Origin of the sequence: Agarivorans sp. DSG3-1, assembly GCF_046774965.1 — a bacterium.
In the GTDB taxonomy this organism is placed as follows: domain Bacteria; phylum Pseudomonadota; class Gammaproteobacteria; order Enterobacterales; family Celerinatantimonadaceae; genus Agarivorans.
The window spans coordinates 3,418,054-3,441,746 of record NZ_CP177241.1; the positions used below are offsets into that span (position 1 = coordinate 3,418,054).

20 protein-coding genes are annotated in these 23,693 nt (G+C 43.2%); 10 read left to right on the forward strand and 10 right to left on the reverse strand.

Going from position 1 to position 23,693, the window contains the following annotated elements:
• Positions 1–7: 7 nt before the first annotated feature.
• From ACLD71_RS15835 to ACLD71_RS15845, 3 genes are read right to left on the reverse strand one after another with little or no spacing between them, the layout of a single operon-like run.
• The gene (locus ACLD71_RS15835; protein WP_411991298.1) at positions 8–2,611 is read right to left on the reverse strand and encodes an MlaD family protein; all 2,604 of its coding nucleotides are present in this window, start codon (positions 2,609–2,611) and stop codon (positions 8–10) included.
• Positions 2,598–3,149 (reverse strand): paraquat-inducible protein A, encoded by a 552-nt coding sequence (locus ACLD71_RS15840; RefSeq protein ID WP_411991299.1) that lies wholly within the window; start codon positions 3,147–3,149, stop codon positions 2,598–2,600. Before ACLD71_RS15840 ends, ACLD71_RS15835 begins: the two co-directional genes overlap by 14 nt.
• A gap of 40 nt (positions 3,150–3,189) precedes the next feature.
• Positions 3,190–3,756 (reverse strand): paraquat-inducible protein A, encoded by a 567-nt coding sequence (locus ACLD71_RS15845; RefSeq protein WP_161985141.1) that lies wholly within the window; start codon positions 3,754–3,756, stop codon positions 3,190–3,192.
• A 167-nt stretch (positions 3,757–3,923) separates the two neighbouring features.
• On the opposite strand from ACLD71_RS15845, the gene ACLD71_RS15850 reads away from it, so the two are divergent.
• The 4 genes from ACLD71_RS15850 (at position 3,924) to prc (ending at position 7,419) form a co-directional block, all read left to right on the forward strand.
• Entirely contained in the window at positions 3,924–4,184 is a 261-nt protein-coding gene (locus tag ACLD71_RS15850; RefSeq protein WP_137673284.1) for a YebG family protein, read from the forward strand.
• A gap of 3 nt (positions 4,185–4,187) precedes the next feature.
• Positions 4,188–4,667 (forward strand): GAF domain-containing protein, encoded by a 480-nt coding sequence (locus ACLD71_RS15855; protein WP_411991300.1) that lies wholly within the window; start codon positions 4,188–4,190, stop codon positions 4,665–4,667.
• Positions 4,668–4,748: 81 nt separating this feature from the next.
• Positions 4,749–5,378, forward strand: coding sequence for an RNA chaperone ProQ (gene proQ, locus ACLD71_RS15860; RefSeq protein WP_137673282.1), 630 nt, complete (start codon positions 4,749–4,751; stop codon positions 5,376–5,378).
• 28 nt (positions 5,379–5,406) lie between these two features.
• Entirely contained in the window at positions 5,407–7,419 is a 2,013-nt protein-coding gene (gene prc, locus ACLD71_RS15865; RefSeq protein WP_411991301.1) for a carboxy terminal-processing peptidase, read from the forward strand.
• 63 nt (positions 7,420–7,482) lie between these two features.
• Here the strand turns inward: prc and ACLD71_RS15870 are convergent, their stop codons facing one another.
• The gene (locus ACLD71_RS15870) at positions 7,483–9,408 is read right to left on the reverse strand and encodes an exoribonuclease II (RefSeq protein WP_411991302.1); all 1,926 of its coding nucleotides are present in this window, start codon (positions 9,406–9,408) and stop codon (positions 7,483–7,485) included.
• Between the two features lie 132 nt (positions 9,409–9,540).
• On the opposite strand from ACLD71_RS15870, the gene cobO reads away from it, so the two are divergent.
• Both cobO and ACLD71_RS15880 read left to right on the forward strand, forming a co-directional pair.
• On the forward strand, positions 9,541–10,137 hold the full coding sequence (cobO, locus tag ACLD71_RS15875; RefSeq protein WP_411991303.1) for a cob(I)yrinic acid a,c-diamide adenosyltransferase: 597 nt from the start codon (positions 9,541–9,543) through the stop codon (positions 10,135–10,137).
• A 191-nt stretch (positions 10,138–10,328) separates the two neighbouring features.
• Entirely contained in the window at positions 10,329–11,618 is a 1,290-nt protein-coding gene (locus ACLD71_RS15880) for a serine dehydratase subunit alpha family protein (RefSeq protein WP_411991304.1), read from the forward strand.
• 8 nt (positions 11,619–11,626) lie between these two features.
• Here the strand turns inward: ACLD71_RS15880 and ACLD71_RS15885 are convergent, their stop codons facing one another.
• A complete protein-coding gene (locus ACLD71_RS15885; RefSeq protein ID WP_411991305.1) occupies positions 11,627–12,562 on the reverse strand; it encodes a LysR family transcriptional regulator in 936 nt (311 codons plus the stop codon).
• Positions 12,563–12,668: 106 nt separating this feature from the next.
• On the opposite strand from ACLD71_RS15885, the gene ACLD71_RS15890 reads away from it, so the two are divergent.
• The 4 genes from ACLD71_RS15890 to ACLD71_RS15905 all read left to right on the forward strand — a co-directional run bounded on the left by ACLD71_RS15890 (position 12,669) and on the right by ACLD71_RS15905 (position 17,327).
• Positions 12,669–14,126, forward strand: a complete 1,458-nt coding sequence (locus tag ACLD71_RS15890) for an NAD-dependent succinate-semialdehyde dehydrogenase (RefSeq protein WP_411991306.1) — start codon at positions 12,669–12,671, stop codon at positions 14,124–14,126.
• Between the two features lie 18 nt (positions 14,127–14,144).
• On the forward strand, positions 14,145–15,425 hold the full coding sequence (gene gabT, locus ACLD71_RS15895; RefSeq protein ID WP_411991307.1) for a 4-aminobutyrate--2-oxoglutarate transaminase: 1,281 nt from the start codon (positions 14,145–14,147) through the stop codon (positions 15,423–15,425).
• Positions 15,426–15,608: 183 nt separating this feature from the next.
• Complete coding sequence (locus tag ACLD71_RS15900; protein ID WP_137673275.1) at positions 15,609–16,967, forward strand: voltage-gated chloride channel family protein; 1,359 nt, start codon at positions 15,609–15,611, stop codon at positions 16,965–16,967.
• A 51-nt stretch (positions 16,968–17,018) separates the two neighbouring features.
• The gene (locus tag ACLD71_RS15905) at positions 17,019–17,327 is read left to right on the forward strand and encodes a hypothetical protein (RefSeq protein ID WP_137673274.1); all 309 of its coding nucleotides are present in this window, start codon (positions 17,019–17,021) and stop codon (positions 17,325–17,327) included.
• Between the two features lie 88 nt (positions 17,328–17,415).
• Here ACLD71_RS15905 and ACLD71_RS15910 read toward each other — a convergent pair whose 3' ends face one another.
• Genes ACLD71_RS15910 through ACLD71_RS15930 form a run of 5 tightly spaced genes read right to left on the reverse strand, consistent with a single transcriptional unit; the run spans position 17,416 to position 23,688 of the window.
• Positions 17,416–18,324, reverse strand: a complete 909-nt coding sequence (locus ACLD71_RS15910) for a PstS family phosphate ABC transporter substrate-binding protein (RefSeq protein ID WP_411991308.1) — start codon at positions 18,322–18,324, stop codon at positions 17,416–17,418.
• Positions 18,321–18,926 (reverse strand): OmpA family protein, encoded by a 606-nt coding sequence (locus tag ACLD71_RS15915; protein WP_411991309.1) that lies wholly within the window; start codon positions 18,924–18,926, stop codon positions 18,321–18,323. Before ACLD71_RS15915 ends, ACLD71_RS15910 begins: the two co-directional genes overlap by 4 nt.
• Positions 18,923–20,236: a TolC family outer membrane protein gene (locus ACLD71_RS15920; RefSeq protein ID WP_411991310.1), complete on the reverse strand. Its 1,314-nt coding sequence runs from the start codon at positions 20,234–20,236 to the stop codon at positions 18,923–18,925. Before ACLD71_RS15920 ends, ACLD71_RS15915 begins: the two co-directional genes overlap by 4 nt.
• A 16-nt stretch (positions 20,237–20,252) precedes the next feature.
• Positions 20,253–21,572 (reverse strand): HlyD family type I secretion periplasmic adaptor subunit, encoded by a 1,320-nt coding sequence (locus ACLD71_RS15925; protein ID WP_411991311.1) that lies wholly within the window; start codon positions 21,570–21,572, stop codon positions 20,253–20,255.
• Positions 21,565–23,688, reverse strand: a complete 2,124-nt coding sequence (locus ACLD71_RS15930) for a type I secretion system permease/ATPase (RefSeq protein WP_411991312.1) — start codon at positions 23,686–23,688, stop codon at positions 21,565–21,567. Before ACLD71_RS15930 ends, ACLD71_RS15925 begins: the two co-directional genes overlap by 8 nt.
• Between the last annotated feature and the right edge of the window lie 5 nt (positions 23,689–23,693).

Sequence of the window (23,693 nt, forward strand, 5' to 3'; positions counted from 1 at the left end):
AATATGTCTAAGGTTGAATAGAAGGGCTCCATTGTAGCCATTTTTCGTCGTATGTGGACTGTAATTGATATTTATCGTTATCATTTGCTGATTCGGCCAAGGGCTTTGTTTCTGGAGTCGCGAAAGCAATACCGCCAGTTAACAAGGTTTCCATTGAATCAAGACGAATATCTGCTCCGCCTAATCCCAGTTTTACATCCACTCCTGAGGCATTCCAAAACACACTATTCGCCCTAACTAAATGACGATAACTTGAGTCAATGTTAAGTCGCGCTAGAATTTTTGAGCCATCCAGTTCTAATTTCGCTTTATCAACAGTGCCTACTTTGTATTGTTTATATAATACCGGGCTGCCTATTTTAAGAGACCCAAAATGGCTTGAGCTTAACCACACATGTAGTGAACCCTTGTCGGTGTTAGGCACTTCTTTTAACAGCTTAAATGTTTGAAGCGGTTTCCCTTTACCAGGCAAAGCGTTAATAAAATCGCCTTTGACCAAAGTATCCAAATTTTTCACTTCAGATAGGCTAATCGAAGCACTTTCTTGCCAATACAAGCTTCCACTGCGTGCGAAGTTGCGATAGTAAGGGAAATCTAGCTCAGCACTTGCCGTTAATGTGCTTAAGTCTTCACTAAAGCCCAGTTGGGTGACTTTACCGATCTGTTGGCCTTGATATTTAATTGGCATGTTGTTGTATATGCCGTGGCTATCTTGAGTAGACAGGGCGATATTTAAGTGCCGTTTAGTCGCCAATTGTTTTGATTTATAAATTGTACGCTGGGTTTCTTTAGCTAATTCGTCGAATTGATCAAAGCTTATACCGCCTAACACGAGTGATTTTAATGACTCGCTGTTTACGGATAATCCCTCTAAACTTGCTTTAATTTCTAGGCCAGAGGCATGCCAAAAACGCGTGTTATCAGCGACTAGGTAACGGTAATTTCCATAGATTTCTAGCTCAACCTCGATTTCCCCATCTTTTAGTAGCTGATAAGAATCTACTTTACCTACCGGAACTCGCCTATATAGTACTGGTGCCCCTTCAGCTAAAGAACCTAAATAGTCAGTTTTTAGTGTAAGTTTAAGCGGAGCTAGTGTTTTTTCTTTAGAAAGCAAAGCGGCTTGTTTGTTGTGGTGTAATCGGAACGTTTTACTGGTGCTAGTCTTTTTGGACTGCCCTGGTAACAAAATAATAGGAGACTGTATAAATCCGCTTAAACCACTGCTTTCTAAGGTGATGCCATTCAAGTCTGCTTCTACTGCTAACGGACTTTGGTTATAGAAACGAGAATTAGTGGTGAGTAGGTTTGCGAATTCTGGTGCGATATATGTCGATAACTCAAAACTACGGTTTTTTAGGTTCAGCGCAAGAACTTTACCTATGGTTAGTCCATTGTAAACAATAGGGCTACCTGAGCTCACACCTTTAACGTTATCAGTAGTCAGCGTGAAGGCTTTACTGCCCTGTGGTGGTTTAGGGGCTAAAGATAGTTCAAATTGTGTAGCAAGCTCTCCTTGGTCGGCAATAACTTCTATCTGCTTAGCACCAACTAAGGCCCCTATGTTTTTAACGCCATTTAAGCTAATTTGGGGTTTGATAAGAACAAGTTGAGTAGAGCTATTAAACAAATCTTCGTATTTTGGCTCAACCAAGGCTTTAGCAGTAAACTGGTCATGACTGCCGTTGTTTACAACTTCGCTAACAAAACCAATGTTAGCGCCTCGATAAATTAGTTTACTCCGACCTGCCACCAATCCATTTTGCTGTTGCATATTAATTTGAATCGGTTTGCCGCGGTGAGAATCCTTTAGGTTATCGTAGAGGGTAAAGCTTTGCCCTTTTGTGGCAATGGCAGATTGAAGAGGGCTGTCAAAACTCACACCACCAGAAATAACACTGGCTAAGCTCTCGCTGCTTATCTGCATTCCGTCTAGGGAAATATCTGCCTCAAAGCCACTCACATTCCAGAAGCGCGTATCTATTTTCACTAAATGAGCGAACTGAGGCCTTATTTGAATATCAAATTCTACTTTGTGTTCGTCTGTAAGTTGGTAACGTTGAACCTCACCAACTTTAATCTTTTTAAAGTAAATCGCGGAGCCGATATTTAGAGAGCCTAAATCGTCAGCGCTTAGTCGCACGTTCAGGCCTTTACCTCTAATAATGTTTGGTGGCTCTGAGAGGGCAACAAAACTGTCGTCATATTTCCCGGTGCCAGGGTTTAGTTCTATATAGTTACCAGATACTAAGGCATCTAAACCACTAATTTCTGTAATTGAGGCCTTCGGTGTCACTAACCAAAATTGGCTGTCAGCTTTTAAAAGTTGTTCGGCTTCTCTTTTAACTTCTGCTTTTACTATTACCCCTTCCAATTTAGGGGCTAATGCGACTGACTTAACTACGCCGATATCTAAACCTTGATAGAACAACTGTGTTTGCCCAGCGGTAATACCTTTGGCACTTTCGAACACAATGTCAATTTTTACGCCGGCTTCTGACCACGCTTTAAATAGCAGCCATGCTCCTAGCACTATCGCTAATATAGGTAGCAACCAAATAGGGGAGATTACGCGTTCTTTTTTAATCTCTGGAGCGCTAGCGTTGTTCAAGTTGTTTATCCCATATAATTCTTGTGTCGAATGACTTAGCAGCAAATAGTGTTAACAACACAACTGCACCAAACGCTGTAGCTCCGGGCCCGGCTTCTACTCCGACCAAGTTGTTACGTTCAAAAACCGCTATCATAATTGACAGTACAAACAGATCAAGCATTGACCATTTGCCGATAATGTCAATTATCCTATAAATAACAATACGTTGTCGATTATCTAAATTCATCTTGAATTGCAAGCTGAGCATAATCACGATTAAGCCAACAAGTTTCATAACTGGAACAACTATACTGGCTACAAAAACGACGATGGCAATGCCTACCATATCGTCCTTTATTAAACTAATTACACCAGACATTATTGTTTCGTATTGAGGCGCTCCGCGCGTACTTAGCACGGTAATAGGCATTAGATTAGCGGGGAAAAGGCCCACTGTAGCGGCAATAACAAATGCCCAACACTTTTGCAGGCTGTTTGGGATTCTGGTATGCACTCGCATATGACAGCGTTGGCAATGAGTTTGCTCTTCTGACATGGACAGTTTGCAGTGTCTACAGAGCTTTAAACCCATTTGCTTAGCGGATGTGTACATAACGCTCCCAGTACTCTGCTGGTTCTATCCGTTGAATCAAACGAGTAGATAACAATAGCGTAATACATATACACCAGAGGCCATAACCTAAATCAATATCAGCATATTCAACCAGTTTCACTAGGGCGACTAAAAAGCTGACGATATAAACCTCTATCATGCTCCAGTGAATCAAATCATCTTGAAAATGCAACGCAGTGGCAAGACCTGGCGCTTTCCAACCCTTGCTTAACGACAACGATGTGTAACAAATAAGGCTAAAAAGCAGTATTGGTGCAATGAAACTGGCGATAACAACAGCAAAACCCACTAGGTAATAGCCGTGCTCCAACAGCAATACTGTGCCACGAAGAATGTTAGCTGAGCTGGGTATTCCCAAGAATGTAAAGCTTAATAAAGGGTAAGTATTTGCAAGAGACACCATAATTAAGCAGGTAAGGGCGAGTGCAAATTGGCTAGAAAATCGGGCTCTGTTACCTCGCGCTAAGGTATGCTTACAGCGTGGGCAAATAAGAACTTTACCGGCTCTGCAATGGGCGTGCGTATCCACTAAAAGATCACAACTTGGGCAAATGGATAGCTTTGATAACTCAGAAGATTTCATAATCTACATATTAGCCAAGTCGAGCCAACTATGCTGTAAAAATTTGTCACTAGTAGTTTAAAAATGAATGATGCATACTATCCTGTATATAAAAACAGTAAATGGAGGCAGCGGTGGCTGTAATTATTAAATATGTCGTCGAACGGAACGGTGTAGAGAAAATGACTTTTAGCTCAAAGAAAGAAGCCGATAACTACGACAAAATGTTAGATGTTGCCGATCAACTTACTTTGTTGATTAAGCACGCAGAGCCAAAACTTAACGAGCAACAAGCAGAAAACTTAGGTTTTTACCTTTCATCGCAGCGCAACGCTTTACAACAGGTGCTAAAAGGCCAAGAGTTTGAGCCATCAATGATAGAAGAAGAGGCTTAAAGCTTGGAACAGGTATCAACACGTTATATCACGCTTGGCAAACAGTTAGACGCTATTTTAGACAAAGACCTACCTTACATATCAAACTTAGCAAATTTCTCTGCTTTACTGTGGCTAGAGTTAAGCGACATTAATTGGGTTGGTTGTTATTTAATAAACCAAAACAAAGACACATTATTTTTGGGCCCGTTCCAGGGTAAACCTGCTTGTACCTCTATTACTGTAGGTAAAGGTGTGTGTGGCGAGGCCTTTGCTCAGCAAGAAACTCTAAGAGTGGCTGATGTGCATAGTTTTCCTGGCCACATCGCTTGCGATAGCGCGAGTGAGTCTGAAATTGTGGTGCCATTCCGTTTAAATGGGCAACTCTTTGGGGTAATCGATATTGATAGTCCTAAGCTTTCCCGTTTTGGTGCCGATGACCAAATTGGTATCGAGCATTTAGTTAACGTGCTGGAAAATAACTTGGCGGATGTGCATTTTTAATGGCTTTTCAATATACGCTCACTATAATAGCCGAAATCAGCCCTGTCGCTGTACCAGAAGAGATGTTTAAGAAAGGTCATCATGGAACAAACTAATAAACTGAAAAATAGTAAAGAAGTCATTCAATATTTGGCAATGCAATTTCCTAACTGTTTCTCTACAGAAGGTGAAGCTAAGCCACTTAAAATTGGTATTTTTCAGGATTTAGCTGAACGTCTAAAAGAAGACGAGAAAGTTAGTAATACTGTACTTCGCTCGGCACTGCGCCAATACACTTCAAGCTGGCGCTACCTACATGGCGTTAAAGTGGGTTCTAAGCGAGTTGACTTAGACGGTGTTGAAGGTGCTGAAATTGAGCAAGAGCATGTAGAACACGCGCAAAAAACCTTGAAAGAAAGCAAAGATAAAGCTTTTGCTAACAAGAAAGCGCAGGCCGAAAAAGCCGACAAAAATAAATCTGGCGAACGTAAGGCTAAAGCTGAATTTAAACGTACTAGTAAACCGAAACAAAGTACCAATAAACCAGCGGTAGAGAAAAAGCAGATTGAAAAAATCGACAGTAAAGATTTAGTTGCTGGGAAGCAAGTACGTGTATTGGTTGGAAAAACACCAATGCCGGGCCAGATCTCAGAAGTAACAAAAGATGGCATTGCTGTTACACTTAAAAGCGGTATGTTAGTTAAAGTCAAAGCAGAACATATCGTCGCATAATCGTTTTTAGTAGTGAGAATAGGTGCCTATGAAATATTTGAGCCGTCTGTGGCTATTTTTTTTAACGCTTAGTTACTCAACTCTGTTGTTGGCTCAAACGCCTACATTAGGACAAGACGCGCTACCCACATTAAGCCAGCAAAGCCAACATGCAACCGCGGCTAAAAGGATTAGCGCTTTATATTCCCGTTCACACTACCGCAGTGTTCCGTTCGATGATGAACTTTCCAGCGAAATGTTTGATAAGTTTGTACAACAGCTCGATTACAATCGCAGCTTGTTTCTTGAGGAAGACTTTCTTCGCTTCGAACGCTACCGATTCAGTTTAGATCAAGACATTCCAGCAGGGCGTTTAGAACCGCTTTACTCAATGTTTGATTTGTCCCTTAAACGTCGTTACCAGCAATTAGTGTATTCATTACAGGTTCTCGATGAACCGATGGATTTCACTAAAGATGAAGACTTCCAATTTGACCGTAGTGAAGCAGACTGGCCTAAAACCCAAGCAGAGATAAAAGAGCTGTGGCGTTTAAAGGTTAAGTACGATGCGCTTAACTTAAAGCTTGCGGGTCGAGATCACGACAAAATTGTAAAGGTGTTAGCTAAACGCTATAACAGTGCGATTAAACGTTTGGTGCAAACTAGCAGTGAAGATGTTTTCCAAACGGCTATGAATGCATATTCTCGTAGCATTGAACCGCATACCAGCTATTTGTCTCCTCGCACTGCAGAGCGCTTCAAAATGGAGATGAATTTATCTCTTGAAGGCATTGGAGCGGTGTTGCAAGGTCAAGACGAATATACGGTTATTCGTAGTTTGGTGCCTGGCGGCCCTGCTGCAATGAGTAACCAACTAGGTCCTGAAGACAAGATTGTGGGTGTTGCCCAAGGCGAAGATGAGATTGTAGATATTATCGGCTGGCGTTTAGATGACGTAGTTGATCTTATCAAAGGCCCTAAGGGCACCACTGTTCGTTTAGAAATCTTGGCATCGGGCGGCAAAGTTGATGGCAAAACTAAAGTTGTTGATATTATTCGCGACAAGGTTCGTCTGGAAGACCGCGCCGCCAAAAGCGAAGTTATTGAGTTACATGGCAAGAAAGTAGGGGTACTTAACGTACCGAGCTTTTACGTAAACTTAAGCGAAGATGCTAGCAAAGAGCTCAATAAACTTGACGAAGAAAACATTAGTTCACTGATCGTTGACTTACGTGGAAATGGTGGTGGAGCGTTAACCGAGGCAACAGCGTTAACCGGGTTGTTTATACCGCAGGGGCCTGTAGTCCAAGTTCGTGACCAGTTAGGCCGCATTACCGTTAACAATGATACGAGTAATTCGGTAACTTACAGTGGCCCAATGGTGGTGTTAATTGACCGTTATAGTGCTTCAGCATCAGAGATTTTTGCTGCTGCGTTACAAGATTACGGAAGAGCACTGGTTATAGGCGAACAAAGTTACGGTAAAGGTACTGTTCAGCAGCATCGCGGTTTAGGTCGAATTTACGATTTGTACGAAAATGAATTAGGTCATGTTCAATACACAATTGCTAAGTTTTATCGTATCGATGGCGGCAGTACTCAGCACCGTGGTGTAGTACCTGATATCTCTTATCCTTCAGCTTTGTTGCCAGAAGAAACTGGTGAAAGTGTAGAAGATAACGCACTACCTTGGGACAAGATAAAGCCCGCTCAGTACAAGCTATTAGGTGACGTTAGTCCTTATATTGAAGCCTTAGATAAAAAGCACTCAGCACGAATTGCCAATGATACAGAATTTCAATATATCGTTAGCGATATAGCTGACTACCGTAAAGATAAAGATATGGTGTCGGTTAGCTTAAATGAAAAATCGCGTATCGCGCAGCGGGATGAAAAAGAGCAGAAACAATTAGCTCGATTAAATGAGCGCTTAGTTCGCTTAGGTAAAGAACCCGTTAAAGATTTAGAAGATGCGCCGAAAGATTTAGAACTAGACGATGCATTTTTAACTGAAGCTGCCGAAATTGCTCTAGATTACTTAGAGCTACGTAACCCAAGTTAATGTTTGTTAAAATTAGAAAAGCCAGCTTATAGCTGGCTTTTTTAGTTTTAGGTATTGCTTGGTTTAAACTGGGCTAGCTACTATTGATTGCTGTAGCTTTTTCACTTCAGTGATTTTTACTTCAATGATATCACCAAGACTAAACTGCTTATCTTTGGTAGTGATAGTGCCTAACTCGCTTTCAATGCTTAAGTCTTCAGTTTTGTCTGCAAGCTTTGTTTTAGGAACAAATGCCGACGCGCCGCTGGCTAACAATCGAATGTTTAAACCACCGCGATTAATATTGGTCACTTCTGCCTCTAAACCAATGTTTGGATCTTGTTCAGCAAAATACTCACAATACAAATAAGTGGCCATCTCACGTTCGGCAAAACGTTGGCGCTTTCTGCAGTCGCTTAAATGTTCAGCTAATGATTCAGACAGCGGTGAATTTGGCGTTTCTCCGTTAAGCACCGATTTAATTAAGCGATGATTAAGTAGATCGCTGAATTTACGGATTGGAGAGGTCCAAGTGGCGTACTTTGCTTCACCTAAACCAAAGTGAGGCAAGCAAGTTTCACTGTAAATACTAAAATTGAAATGTCGTTTAACTAATTGATCTAAGGTTTTGTTGCCGCTAGCAATAATGTTACGACGCACCTGACAGAAGTACTCTAGATCATTGAGCTTATCTCGCTCTACCGATATTTCAAATTTGCCAAGTAGTTCAACTAGGCTGTCTAGTTTCTCTTCTTTAAAGCCTGAATGGCTAGCAAATACACCGCGACCTAAATTTTCATCCAAGAAACGCCCACCGCATATGTTCGCAGCAACCATTGATTCTTCAATCATGCGATTGGCGCTACGGCGATTCTGGCGCAAAATGTCCATCACTTGGCCTTTGTTATCCAAAACAAACTCGTAATCTGCTTGGTCTCCAAAAACTGAGGTATTTTGTTCGCGCCATTGGTAACGTTGCTGGCTCATTAAATCCAGTTGCTGAAGAGCGATAGCGAGTTCTTCATGCTGGGCAAGCTCTAGATTCGTCTGCTCTATAAAATCTGAAACCTGATTGTAATTAAGTCTGTGCTTAGACTGTACATTTGCTAAATAGAAGTTGGCATTGTTAAGTAGCTCGCCATTAAAACCAATCTTCATTTCGCAAACTAATGCTGGCCTTTGCTGTTCCGCAAGTAATGAGCAGCGCTCATTGGCCAATTTACTTGGCATCATCGGCACAGTACGGGCTGGGAGATAGAGAGTAAAAGCACGCTTTACAGCGGCTTTTTCTATCTCGCCTTGTTCTTCTAAATATGCGCTAGGGTCTGCGATAGCTACTTTTAGCGTCCAATGGTCTGCATCGCGTTTGATTGATACAGCGTCATCCATGTCTAGGGTGCTTTCACCATCAATAGTAAAAAACAATTCATTAATTAAGTCTTTACGCTCAATGTTTGGGTCAATGATATTTAAGTCACCAGCAAATTCAGGCTGATCCCATGCGAGCTGGTGCTTAAGCGTGGTCGCTTTCCAGCGGGCAAAATTATCGTCACTTTCTGCAATAAACTCTACGATTTCAGCTTGGAAATGGTCGTCTTTAAGTGCGTGTTTCAGCAGCTTAGCCATCACCCAATCGCCTTGTTTGATTGAAAAACCACTGTCTTTTTTAACTTTGGCATTCAAGGCTTGGTTTATTAGAGGGTGATCTACCTGTAGTTTGGTTCGCTTGTCTACAAAAGTTACGCGCGCTACAAAGGTATCAAGCGCTGCGTCGACTAGCTCTTCTGGTTCAGCTGATTCTTTACCACTGTTTTCACGAATGACCGCGCTAATACGGTCGCCATGAATTAGCCTCTTCATCATAGGGGGAGAGATGAAGTAGCTTTTTTTATTATCTGTTTGAAGGAATCCAAAGTTTTTTTCGGTGGCTTTAACCACACCTTCAACAGTTGGAATCGTCTCTCTAATTTGCTGCTTCAATTGGGCTAATAGAGGGTTATCTTTAAACATAAAGGCTTCCATCATTTATCGTGAAAGCACTATACCCAAAGGTTTATAGCTATTCTAGAGAAACAGTACTGGTTTATTGGCTTTAGCTCAGGCTACACTTGCCAACAAATGGGTAACAAGTGAAGAGCAGGGATGAGTAAAGATCAAGAGAAACACCAGCAACGCCAGGAAAAACTAAAAGCTAGCGTTGATGCAAAGGTAGAGGATGCGCAAATCGAAAAAGGCTTGCTGCTGGTCATAACCGGAAACGGTAAAGGTAAATCAACCGCTGGTTTCGGCAACGTTGCGCGTGCAACTGGCCATGGTTATAAGGCTGTTGCCGCGCAGTTTATTAAAGGCGGCTGGGAGTGTGGTGAGCGAAACTTGCTAGAAAAGAATGGTGTTGAATTCGCTGTTATGGCAACAGGTTTTACTTGGGAAACTCAAAATCGAGAATTGGATACACAAGCTGCGCAAGAAGTGTGGCAACGTTGTAAGCAGTGGTTAGCCGATCCGTCTATTTATTTGGTGTTATTAGACGAGATAACTTACATGTTGAGTTACGATTATTTAGACGTAGATGAAGTGGTTGCAGCCATTGCGCAACGCCCTAAAGAACAGTCTGTAGTTGTTACTGGACGCGCTTGTCATCGTAAAGTGATAGAACTGGCGGATACTGTGTCGGAAGTTAAAAACGTTAAACATGCTTTTGAGTCTGGTATTAAAGCTAGAAAAGGCGTGGATTGGTAGTTGTTGGCCTTCCTCCTCAAGCCCTTTTCTAGGGCTTGATTTCTTACATCAATGTAAATTTAGAAATATATTGCCAATTTTAGATTATAGTTGAAAAATAATGTCTTCATTTGGCTGGTCATAGCCAAAAACGCCAACATTTTCTAAGCCACTAAAAATATCATATAGGTATCTTAAATCACCGAGAATTCATGATGGTAAATCAGTGGCAACAGTATATAGACCTAGTACAAAAGGAAGTGGTACCGGCATTAGGTTGCACCGAGCCCGTCACTGTTGCTTTAGCGAGCGCTAAGGCGAGCGAATTACTGGGTGGGGTTCCCGATCATCTCACCATTAAGGTTACTCCCAACTTATATAAAAATGGCATGGGTGTATTTGTACCTGGTACCGGTAAAGCCGGTTTGCCTATTGCCGCAGCAGTTGGTGCTACTGCAGGCGATGCAGATAAAGGTTTAGAGGTTCTTGCAACTATCAGCGAGCAAGGCTTACTTAGGGCGAATCAGCTTTTAGACGAAAAGCGTGTGTCGGTGTCGATGGTTAGCAATGACGATGTACTTTACACCGTGGTAAACGCGAGTTTGGCTGATAGGCATGTAGAAGTGTGCATTGCTAAAGCGCATACCCGTTTCGAATATATGGTAGTGAATGGTGAAGTTGTTTACCAAGCAGAAAATGTACAATGCACGAGCTCAACTAGTGAGCAGAGCTTAAGCTTAACGATTGCCGACATTTTGTCATTTATAACTGCGGTTCCCTTAGCTAACATAAGCTTCATTAAACGCGCGGCAGAGTTAAATAAAGCCCTCGCCGATACCGGTTTAAGCGGCAACTTTGGCCTAGGGCTAGGCGCTAGTTTACAAAGCCAAATGGATCAGGGCCTACTAAGCGATGACTTACTGGGACGAGCAATGCGTTTGGGCGCCGCGGCGTCAGATGCACGCATGGGCGGAGCTCATCAAGCTGCGATGAGCAATTCTGGAAGTGGTAATCAAGGTATATCTGCAACTATGCCAATTGTTGCCTTTGCTGAGTTACGCGATCTAAACGATGATCAATACGTACGCGCGCTAATGCTTAGCCATTTAGTCGCCATTTATGTTAAGTCTAAGCAAAATAAACTATCCGCGTTATGTGCTGCTACCACGGCCGCAATGGGTTCTACCGCAGCACTTACGTGGTTACTTAAAGGTGACTTAGCCGCTATCCATCGGGCTATCAATTCTATGATTGGTGATGTGTCTGGTGTGTTTTGTGATGGAGCAAAAGCAGGTTGTGCTATGAAGGTATCAACCGGTGCAAGTAGCGCAGTTAAATCGGCGATACTCGCTGTTGCGGGCCGCTGTGTGTCTTCTCAGCAAGGCATTGTTTTTGAGTCGGCTGACGACAGTATTACTCAGCTGGGCCTTATGTCTAAAACGGCTATGTTATCTACCGATGAAGCCATTATCGCTACCATGCAGCACAAGCAAGTTGGATAACAAAGAGTTTAATGCTTACTCTGCTGATGGTTAAACACGAGTGAAAGCTCAGACATAGCCAATTGCACCTTTTCTTTATCGTTAGGGTTAACCTTGTGTACCAAGCTCAACTCAAAGGGGTAGCAATACTCCGTGGCATTAATCAATCTAATGTCTTGATTGTCTAGGTAGGGTTTAACTTCACTTTTAGGTAAATACCCGATATAAGCACCAGATAATATTAAGGCCAAGCGGCTATCAAATTGGTAGCCTTTTGCGCCAAAGTTTAACTGTTGCAGTTGCTTGCGGCCTTTAGGGTTTAACTCAATGCCAGGGTGAATGGCCGAGTATTGACTCAATATGCTCGGGTCAATGTCGGTATCAGTCAGGTGATATAAAGGAGAGTGCTGGCTGGCACATAAATAGATAGTTTCACTAAATACCACTTCACTTTGTAGGCCATCAATACTTCGGTAGGCCGGGTAAAAACCAATATGGGCAGTATTGTTGATTAATGCTGATTCTATATTAGCGACGGTATCCATGTTTAGCGAAACACACAACCGTGGCGCCTTTTGTTTGATAGCCGCAATAGCTTTGCCAAGGTTAATAATGCTGCTTCTATCTAACAGATCTGAATACAAGATAATAAGTTCACCGCTTAAGGTTTTGCCTAAGTTGTCAACTAACGAGCCAAACTCTTGTATCGATGCAAATAGTTTTAAACACGCCTGGTAGACCACTTGGCCGCGCTCAGTTAACGCAAACCCACTGCGCCCACGTACACATAGCTTTAAGTTCATCCTACTTTCTAAACTCGACATATGTACGCTGATTGTTGAGCGTGTAATGCCTAAAAACCCTTCGGCGGCCGCAAAACCACCATGTTCGACAACTGCTTTAAACACTCTTAATAAACGTAGGTCGTACTCACTTAATTGTTTACCGTTGATTGGGTCTAACATAGTTTTACCTAGTTCAAACTAAAGTTTTATTGTTTGATATTTAACATTGTTTTTAATTGGTATTCAATAAGTGTTAACGGTCTGAGTCGCTATAGAGAATCACGTAATGGAAGCTATCAAACATCGTGCTTTGTTAAAAATGCAGTCTTACATCAATGGACAGTGGCACGCTTCTACCAAGCAGTTTGCTGTGCATAACCCCGCTAACCAACAGACTATCGCTTTGGTTGATGATGCCGGTATAGATGGAACTGCACTCGCTATTGAAGCGGCTAAGTCGGCCTTTAAGGCTTGGAGCTGCAAATCTGCTAACGAGCGAGGCACATTGCTTAGGCGTTGGTACCAGTTAATGTTAGAGCACCAAGATGATCTAGCGTTAATTTTGACACAAGAGCAAGGTAAGCCTTTAGCCGAAGCAAAAGGAGAGATAGCTTACGGCGCTGCGTTCCTTGATTGGTTTGCCGAAGAAGGAAAGCGCTGTTATGGCGATGTAATTCCAGGGCCCGCGTCAGATAAACGCATCTTAGTGATTAAGCAAGCGGTAGGGGTTGTGGCTGCGGTAACTCCTTGGAACTTTCCTAACGCAATGATCGCGCGTAAAGCCGCGGCTGCATTAGCTGCAGGATGTACTTTTGTGGTTAGGCCTGCGCAACTAACGCCTTTGTCTGCCTTAGCGATGGCCGAATTAGCCCACCAAGCAGGTATTCCGGCTGGTGTGTTTAATGTTGTAGTGGGTGAAGACGCTCGAGGTATGGGAAAAATACTGACCGAAAGTACCGACGTGGCAAAATTTACCTTTACGGGCTCTACAGCTGTTGGCAAACAGCTTATTGCTCAGTGTGCTGGTAGTGTTAAAAAAGTCTCTATGGAACTCGGTGGTAACGCTCCGTTCATAGTGTTTGATGACGCAGACTTAGACGCTGCTGTACAGGGTGCTTTGGCATCGAAATATCGAAACGCCGGGCAAACCTGTGTCTGCGCAAATCGATTCTTTGTACAAAGAGGTGTTTATAAAGTATTTGCCGAAAAACTGGCTGCTGCATTAGCCCAATTACCCGTAGGTAATGGCTTAGCTAATGATGTAGTGATTGGCCCTATGATTAGTGAGCAAGCCAAAATTAATGTTCATGAATTGGTGACTGATTCGGTGTCTGCTGGTGCCAAAATCCTTAGTGGTGGTGATGCTCATCATGCTGGTAGCCATTTTTATCAACCTACCATCATGACTAATGTGACCAACGATATGCCTATCGCCAAAAATGAAATCTTTGGCCCGGTAGCGCCGCTAATAATGTTTGACGATGAAGCTGAGGTTATCCAGTTAGCTAACGATACTGAGTATGGCTTAGCGGCCTATTTCTATACCAGAGATATAGGGCGGGTGTGGCGAGTAGGCGAGTCACTCGAGTTTGGCATGGTAGGCGTGAACGAAGGGATTATTTCCAACGCTGCAGCACCATTTGGCGGGGTAAAGCAATCGGGAAGTGGCCGTGAAGGCTCGCAATACGGTTTAGATGATTACACCGAAATAAAGTATTTGTGTATGGGCGGCTTAAACGCATAGAAAATAGGGATATTGCTAATGAACAATCAACAACTACAACAAAGAAAACAAAAAGTATTCGCGAGAGGGCAAGGCAATATTTACCCGGTTTATGTTGAACGTGCCTTAAACGCTGAAGTATGGGATGTGGAAGGTCGCCGTTATATAGATTTTGGTACTGGGATTGCAGTTTGTAATACTGGCCATAGTCATCCTAAAGTGGTTGAAGCAGTAAAGGATCAGCTCGATAAGTTCAGCCATACCTGTGTGATGGTGAATCCTTACGAAAGTGCCGTGGCATTAGCAGAAAAGTTAGTAGAACTTGCGCCTGGCTCAAGTGACAAAAAGGCGATGTTTGTGACCACTGGCGCAGAGGCTGTAGAAAATGCGGTAAAAATTGCCCGTGCAGCCACTGGGCGCAGAGGTGTAGTAGCCTTTAATGGTGGCTTTCATGGTCGTACTAATCTCACCATGGCATTAACCGGTAAAATTACGCCCTACAAACACTTATTTGGCCCCTTTGCAGGAGATATTTACCATGTGCCTTTTCCTACAAAGCTACATGGTCAAAGCACTGAACAAAGCCTAGTAGCCTTGAATAACTTATTTAAAGTAGATATCGCGGTACAAGATGTGGCTGCCATTATCATCGAGCCGATTCAAGGAGAGGGCGGTTTTTATCCTGCGCCTAAGTCTTTGTTGCAAGCACTACGTACACTATGCGATGAACACGGCATTGTACTGATAGTTGATGAGATTCAAACGGGTTTTGGCCGTACCGGTAAAATGTTCGCCTGTGAAGACGCTGGGATCGAGCCTGATTTAATCACGATGGCTAAAGGTATAGCTGGAGGGTTCCCCTTATCGGCGGTGGTAGGTAAAAGCGCATTAATGGATGCACCGTTACCAGGCGGGCTAGGCGGAACCTATGGTGGATCGCCTGTCGCGTGTGCAGCAGCCTTAGCGGTGCTTGATTTAATTGAAAAAGACAAACTAGTGGTTCGGGCACAGCAAATAGGAGTGCAGTTTGGCGAGTACTTGAATCAGTTACAAAAGCAGTTTCCTGATTTGATCGCTGAAGTGAGAATTTCGGGTGCGATGATCGCCATTGAATTAGTGACAGAAGGTAATGCGAATCTGCCAAATACTGCGCTTACTCAGCAACTCATCGCGAAAGCCCCTGAGTATGGACTGATTTTGTTGGCCTGTGGTTTTTACGGCAATGTAATTAGGTTTTTGCCAGCATTAACGATTGAAGACGACATTATTGCTGAGGGTATGCAGCAATTTAAACAGGTATTTACTGACTTAGCTGATTAAGTCAAAGTTATTAAACAAGTACTTAGCGAACCTTTTCGGTTTGCTTTTTTGTTTCCGCAAAACTATACAACTTAGCTTAGCTTCGCTATGTTGTTACTTTAAGTAACAATAAAACAAGCAGCGTTATGTTAGTTTCTTGTTTTGACGTTAAGCCGCACGGCCATATGCTGCAAAGGATTTCTAATGCCAAGCCCGTTACCCAATAGCCCTAGCTCCTTGTTTGTACTATTACGTTGGCTACTATTGCTAATACCACTGGCTTTGGTGGTTGGTTCACTAAACGCGCTGTTTTTATGGTTGTTAGATTACGCCAGCCATACTCGCGCAGACAATCCTTACTTGTTGTACTTTTTGCCTATTGCTGGTGTGGTGGTGGTGTTTATCTATCGCCGTTTTGGCAAAAACTCCGAATCTGGTAATAACTTAATCATTGATGAAATCCATCAACCAGGAGCGGGTATCCCGGCCCGTATGGCCCCGTTGGTGCTTATATCTACTGTAGTCACCCACTTATTTGGTGGCTCAGCTGGTCGTGAAGGCACCGCAGTTCAAATTGGCGGTGCTTGTAGTGCTGCCTACGGAAAGATGTTTAAGTTAACCGGTCGCGACTACCAAATTTTGTTAAGTGCTGGGGTGGCGGCTGGCTTTTCTGCGTTGTTTAGCACTCCCTTGGCAGCCACTATTTTTGCGTTAGAGGTTCTGGCTGTAGGAAGAATTAGATTTGATTCCGTCATACCCGCCTTATTTGCGGCTATTTTAGCCGATGTAGTGTGTACTGCCTGGGGCACGCCGCATACTCAATACAAAATAGATTTCCTAGAGCACGTAATGCTGTTTGAACATGTGGTTCATGTTGATTTACTTATGTTAGGTAAAGTACTCGTTGCCTCCATCGCTTTTGGTATTGTTGGGTATCTATTTGGCGAGTCGGTGTTTATGTTTAAAGACATCTTCAAGCACACCATCAAAAATCCTTACTTGATCGCAATTGTTGGCGGAGTAATTGTAGTCTGTATTGTTAAGCTAATTGGTAACCAGGACTATATAGGTTTGGGGGTTAATAGTTATCGTGAGGGAGGCGTAAGTATTATTAGCGCCTTTAATGAAGGCGGTGCAGAGTGGTATAGCTGGATGCTAAAATTATTACTCACCGCTATTACGTTAGCCGCAGGTTTTAAAGGGGGAGAAGTAACGCCGTTGTTCTTTATCGGTGCCACTTTGGGTAATACTTTAGCCTGGATAATGGGCGCTCCTGTTGATTTATTTGCGGCAATTGGCTTCATCGCAGTATTTGCGGCGGCTACCAACACACCTTTGGCTTGTACCATTATGGGGGTTGAACTTTTCGGCTCTGACCACTTGCTGTATTTTGCTGTGGCTTGTTTTGTTGCTTACTATTTTAGTGGACACACCGGAATATACTCATCACAACGTGTGGCGGTACCTAAATCGACTAATTTTGCCGCTCATGAAAAAACCTTAGGTGAAATTAGAATGGCTAATAACAAGCTAGTGCAGTGGCTAAAAAAGCGGAAAAAGTAGATGGGCTTTTCAGTCAGTAAGAAAACCATAATAATTTCTGCGGCTCTTTGCTTGAGCCCGTCTATTGTGTTTGCTTACCCTGGAAACCTGACCACCAACTTAGAAGGGAACGAGTTAAAAGCCACGGTAACCTCCAATTCTGATCAACCGATACGCTGCCAACTTTCTGCAGGTCCAGATATTGTGTGGATGGAGATTGAAGATAAACAAGAAAACTTCAAGCTGGCAGAGGGTTATCGAACCCATGATTTAAGTTTATATTGCAAAGTTATTAAGCAAAAAACTAAGCCAAGACCGTGGAGAATTAACCCTTACAACACGCCAATCCCTGAGTGGAACAAAGTTATCTACCCTGATTAGTGACTTTATCAACGACCATGTTATCTCCCCTAAACCAACCTCTAAGACAAGAATAGGCTGAAGGCGGCCATGCCGCCTTTACTATTGGCTATTTATAGCCTCCAGCTATTTCTGGACTGGTTTGCTGCAATGTCACCAGATTTCGGTGTAAAGCCTCTTCTGGTAATGGGATAAAGCCGTACTTAAGCATTCGCTGTTGGGCATCATCTGTTTGTACGTACTGAACAAACTGTCTATATGACGAATGAGAGTAGTTGCCGTTGGGGGCTACGTTAAGATACATATAGTAAACATTGGCCAAAGGGTAGCGACCCGACAATATGGTCTCGTGATTTAAATCGAAATAGTCGCCTTGCTTATCGATTAACTGTAGTGCTTTTGCTTGGTCAAAATTATTTTGGTAAAGCGTATAAGCAATCGCATCGGTTTGTTTATCCAGTGTGCTCAGTAGCTGCGTTGTGCTGACTTGAGTTGCGGCATTTTGTTTGCCATCGCTACAGGCTACTAATTCGTTAAACTTTCGATGTTGATCTAGCTCTTCACTAACCGCATAGCGTTGAATAGCGCTTTTAGCATAACTGGAATTTATAGTGTTCCAATTTAGAGTGGTAGCCTCTGTTTGGCAGGCAAATATTTGCTCTAAAGAAGCCATATCGATAGCGTTTATTGGATTGTCTCGGTGCACCAGTATGGCAGCAGCGTCGGAGCTAAAAAACAACTCAATAGGTTGATAACCATAACGTTTAACAAACTCCGCCATGTCACTGTCTAACCATCGCCGAGAACTAATACCTACGCGACCTTTTCCTTCAATAAAGCTTTGGCTTACGGTGGTGGTTTTTATAATGCCTAATTGCTCAGCGAGTTCAGCGCTTTTTATCAACTCAATCACGGATTCTACAAGTTCGTGTTCAACCAAAATACGCTGCTGGGTATCTGCTTGCGCTAAGTAAGCAAACAGCATGGTGAACGAAAGAAAACTGTTGATTAGCTTCATTGTTCAACTCCTCGCAATGTTGCCTCTTCAGAACTGTAAATAGTCCACTGTGTTTGAGCCTGTAACTGCTGCTCTTTAAGAACCGCAATGACTCGTCGTTTCCGCTGCTTCAGCTGATGAGTGTAATCAGTATCTTGGTAATACTCTTGTATTTGTATTCGCTGCTTATCAATACCTTGTTTTGTTAAGGCTAGGGTAATTGCATCGGTACGTTGTTGAGCAAGTCGATGATTGTAGTTTTCGTTACCTTCACTACTTGTATCACCAATCAGTGTCACTTGCAGTTGAGGGTTTTGCTGTAAAGTTAGCGCTAAGTGCTGTATCTGCTCATGTTGATCATTTCTAATCTCGAACTTATCTAAGTCAAATAACACGTTATGAATGGCAAAGGATTGTTCACTTAGCCAAATAGCACAGCCATTGTTATCTATCAGCGTACCGGAAGGGGTTGCCCTACATTTGTCGCGTTGATTAATAACTCCATCATTGTCATGATCTCGCAGATCGTCGATTTGATGGCGAGTGACCTGAGTATCTGGTTGCTTGGCGCAGGCTATAACCAGCAAACAAAGCGTCATGAGAATGGTATTTTTGATGTTCATTGTTTAGCCTCCGTTTGCCATTGCTCAGGGTATTCAACTCTCAATGCGTAGGTTAAGCGACCCATTGCATTCAGTATTCGATAGGCTGCAAGGGTGTGTTCGTAGTCCGTTTCAATATAGTTTTTGCGGGCTAAAAATACCTCCACCTTGGCATCAAGCACATCAAGCAAACTTCGCCTCCCCACATTAAATTGTTCTACGTAACCCAGCTCAGCGGCTTTGGCTGCATCTACATTTACTTGAAGTAATTGCTTTTGTTGGGCGAGTAATTCATATGCGTGCCAAGCCAATGTTGTGCCTTCAACTACTTCGCGTTGGGCACGTATTCGAGTGGTTCTTGCTTGCTCACTGCGCCAAGCTGCGGCTTCCGTATTGGCGGTGGTACGCCCACCACTAAAAATGTCGTAGTTCATTGTTAGCATTATTCGCGCGTCGCGGTCGGGTCCACGAATACCACCAACGTTGTCATTTCTGTTGGCTACAGCTTCAAGATTAAACTCTGGGTAATAGTTGCCTCGTTCACGGCGAGTTTCTTGATGAGCGGCTTCAATATCAGCCATCGCAGATTGAATCTCTGGATGGGTATCAATTCCTTGCTGTATGGCTAGTTCTTTATTGTTCGGTATTAACTGATAGTCAAATTGTGGCTTTACTAAGTCTTCGGGAAGTCGCCCCACCAACCGCGAATACTGAGCCTGTAGATCGTAAAGATTATTAGTGGCGGCTATCGTAGAGCTTTTAGATGTGGCCACTCGCGCTGATATTTGGGCTAAATCGGAATTACTGCTTAAACCATTTTGGGTACGTTCTAGAATATCGTTATAAATCTCTTGGTGCTCTAGCACGTTTCGTTGGCTAAGCTCTAATACCGTTTGTGCTTTAAGGGTGTTTAAATACACTCTAATCACGTCTAAGGCGACGTTTTCAGCGTCAGACAAAAGCAGCAAGCGTTCTGACTCAGCTTCGTAATTTAAACGAGAGATATTGGCGTTGGTTTTTAAACCGTCGAAGATTAACTGAGAGGCTTTTATACCAACTTCAGTTCGATTTAAATTGCGCTCGTCACTAGGGACTTGTACACCACTGTTGTAATAGGTGTCTTCGTAACCCGCAGCAGCATATACATTCAGTTGCGGAAGGTAGTCTGCTTGGGCGCCATCTACATCACGTAGTACTGATTGAAAGCGGGCATATTGGCCTGCCACTTCAGGGCTGTAGTCAATGGCATAAGCGACTGATTCTTCTATGGATAGTGCCGTTGCATTTACACTAAGTAGCCAAGTAGCGGCAATTATTACAGATGAACGCATTCCTTTTCCTCATCCGTTAAGGTTCACGAAGAGCACTGGCTTTAGCCCTGAGTAAGGGTTTAAGCCAATAGCTCAATACTGATTTTTCCCCGGTTAATATGTCTACCATGGCTTGCATGCCTGGGATTACCTGCAAGTTAGGATTAGCTGTTTGACTGAGTAGAATGTGTGCCCTGTAATAGGTACTACCATCTTCTTCTTGTAAGGCGTCGGGGCTTACGTAGCTAACGGTGCCTTTTTGTCCGCCATACACCACAAAGTCAAACGCAGTAAACTTCACCATCGCCGGCAAGCCCTCGTGGATAAATCCGATATCTTTAGGTGCTATTTTGGTTTCTATAATGAGCCGGCTATCTTGCGGGACAATTTCCATAATCGCTTCACCGGGGCGAATCACGCCGCCAATCGACCGCACTAGTATGTCTTTTACTGTGCCCTCAATAGGCGAGGTGAGTTTGGTTCGATTAAGTTGGTCGGCTACCGCTCGTTGGCTTTCATCTAACTGCGCTAACTTGGCCGATACCTCATTTAGCTGAGCCTGTGCTTTAGTTCTAAACTCAACGGCAATGTTTCTTCGCTCTAAAATGGCTTCATTAATGGCCGCTCGAAGTTTGCTTGCCATTAGTTTAGCGCTAGTAATATCACCATTAAGCTGAATTTTGTCGCGCTGTAGCTTAAGCAATTCAACTTTTGCTACGGCTCCGCTGGCGACAACATCTTCTAACATCGATATTTCTTGCTCTACCACCACTAGGCTATGTTGCAGGGTTTGTTGATTACCTATGGCATCGTTTAGCGCTTGTTGATGCTGTTCGACACTTAAAGTAGCTTCTTCGAGTTGTGCATTCAGCTGGCGGATACGTTGTGCAAAATTTGCGCTCGAATTAGTTTGTGCGCGATGATTTTGGTTTATAAACTCAAGCGGTTTAGGGCTCACTGTTACTTGCTGTGTCCAATCTTTCGGGCTGGTATTTATGCTTACGCTAGCAAGTTCTGCAATAAGTCTGGTTTCTTGAGCGAGCAGGGTACTTCGCTGTTGTTCACTTTCCAAAAATGCTGCTCTAAATCGAGTATCTTCTAGGGATAGTAGAGTCTGACCTTGACTCACCTGATCACCCACTTCTACATATAGCTGTTTAACAATTCCACCCTCTAAACTTTGAATTTTACTGATGGCGGAAGAGGGAACGACTTTGCCATCGCCTACGACTACTTCATCTAAGGTGGCTAAAGTTGCCCATACAATTAGGCTAATTATCAGTCCCACGCAGAGCCATACAATGAGACGAGATTGTTGGGCCAAGCGTTGCTGTTGCCAGGCTAGTTGACTAGTCATGCTTCGCCTCTCTCACCACACTCACTGAGTGACGTTTTTTGGATTGAAGTCCCAGTACTACCGAAGCCTTGTCATTAGCGACCAAATGTCCTCTTTCAAGTACAATGATTCGGTCGCAAATACTCAATAAGCTTTGTTGGTGGGAACTTATTACCATTGTCATATCACGCGGTAGCTTGCTTAAGCTTTGCTTTATCAAACTTTGATTATTGTTATCCAAGGAGCTTACCGGCTCGTCTAACAGCAGCAGTTTGGGTTGTCTATATAAAGCTCGGGCTAGTGCTACCGCTTGACGCTGTCCGCCCGATAACAACATTCCGCGTTCACCTACTTGGCTCTCGAGACCATTACTTAAACGTTCAAGGTGGGTTTGAAGACCAGATTGGCTAATGGCCGATGCGAGTTTTTGTTCGTCTAATTCAGATTCCCCTAACAGTATGTTTTGTATAACACTACCGAATACCAAATGAGCATCTTGTCCTAACCAGCCTATTTGTTGGCGTAATACGGTTGAAGGCCACATCGACGAATCAATATCTTGATAAAGTATTTGCCCACTAGTGGGAGAATATTGACCAGCCATTAAAGAAATCAGGCTTGATTTCCCCGAGCCAGCACTACCTATTATGCCCAGTCGCTCGCCTGGCATCACTTGTAGTTCAATATTGCTTAGCGCATTAAAGTTTTGCTCTGGGTAACACAAACTGACTTTATCAAACACCAATTTTCCTTTGAAACTACCGGGCTGAATAATTTGCTCTGGCTTGTGTTCTTGAGGTAATTCCATGACTTGTTCTAAACCTTGAATGGCCGAGCGGCATTGTTGGTAGCGTAAGATAAGCATGGAGAGCTGGTTAATAGCACCAGCCGCGCGCCCACTCAACATAACAATGGCAATTAAACCACCCATGCTTAAAAGGCCTTCAGAAATACGGTATACACCGATGACTACCAAGCCAATAGTGACAACTTGTTGGCTGGTAACGATTGAATGGCTCACTAAGTTACTTAGATGTCTAGAGCGTATTTGCCAGTCGCTCATTTGGCTGGTGGTTTGCTCCCATGTTCGTTGGCTAGCGCCTTCGGCGTTGAATTGTTTTACTTCAGTTAAACTAGATAAGGTTTCAAATAACTCTGCTTGCCGTTGAGTTGACAGCTTAGCGCTTTGCTCCATGCTGGCCGCGATCTTTGCTTTCATCAGTAAACTAAAACTGAGTAATCCAATTAACACGCTCAACGGGACAAACACCATTGGCCCGCCGAGCCAGGCAATTAGCACTAAGAAAAACAAGGTAAAGGGTAGGTCGACTAAGGTGACTAGGGTTATTGAAGTAAAAAACTCGCGCACACTGTCAAAGTCTTGTATTTGTCGAGAAAACGCCCCTACAGATTGAGGTTTATTTTCTAAGCTCATGCCTAACACTTTTTGCATAATGCTTGCGGATAGCTTGTTATCGATTTGCTTGCCGGCCATGTCAGTAATATTGCTGCGCGCTTTACGCAACAACCAATCAAAAAGCAGCGCGACGCTTACCCCTATTGCTAATGTCCACAAAGTATTGAACGCCTGATTGGGCACCACTCGATCATAAACATTCATAGTGAAAAGCGGCACAACCATCGCCAGTAAATTGATAAATACTGACGCTAGGAGTAAGTCTCTAAACCAAGGTTTTACCTCATTGAGTGCTTGTGTTATCCAGTGTTGCTGTTTGGTGTCGTGTAACTGTTCCACCCTTGCGTCTTTGGTGACTGTAGGGCTGATGAGCCAAAGCTGTTGTGAGACTTCGGCTTTAAAGTTCTTTAAGGTTTGTTGGCAGACTGCGTTTTTGTTGGAAAACTGATAATTAACCATTTGTTGGTCGATTTCGGTCACCATCCGTAGCTGTTGTTGTTTATCTAGGGCTACCAATACGCCGCTAAATTTTTGGGTTTGTTCTAGTTTTACTGGAACCGCTTTTAGGCCTGTTTGTTGACACGCACGAGCAAAAAGATCAGCATTTAGCTGTCCATTTTCCAAAGGAAGACCGCGTAATAGGGTTAAGCGATTAAAGCTTTGACCGAAATGGCGACACATCCATTCAATGCTGTCTAACCAGGCGTCCTGCTGTTCCATATTTT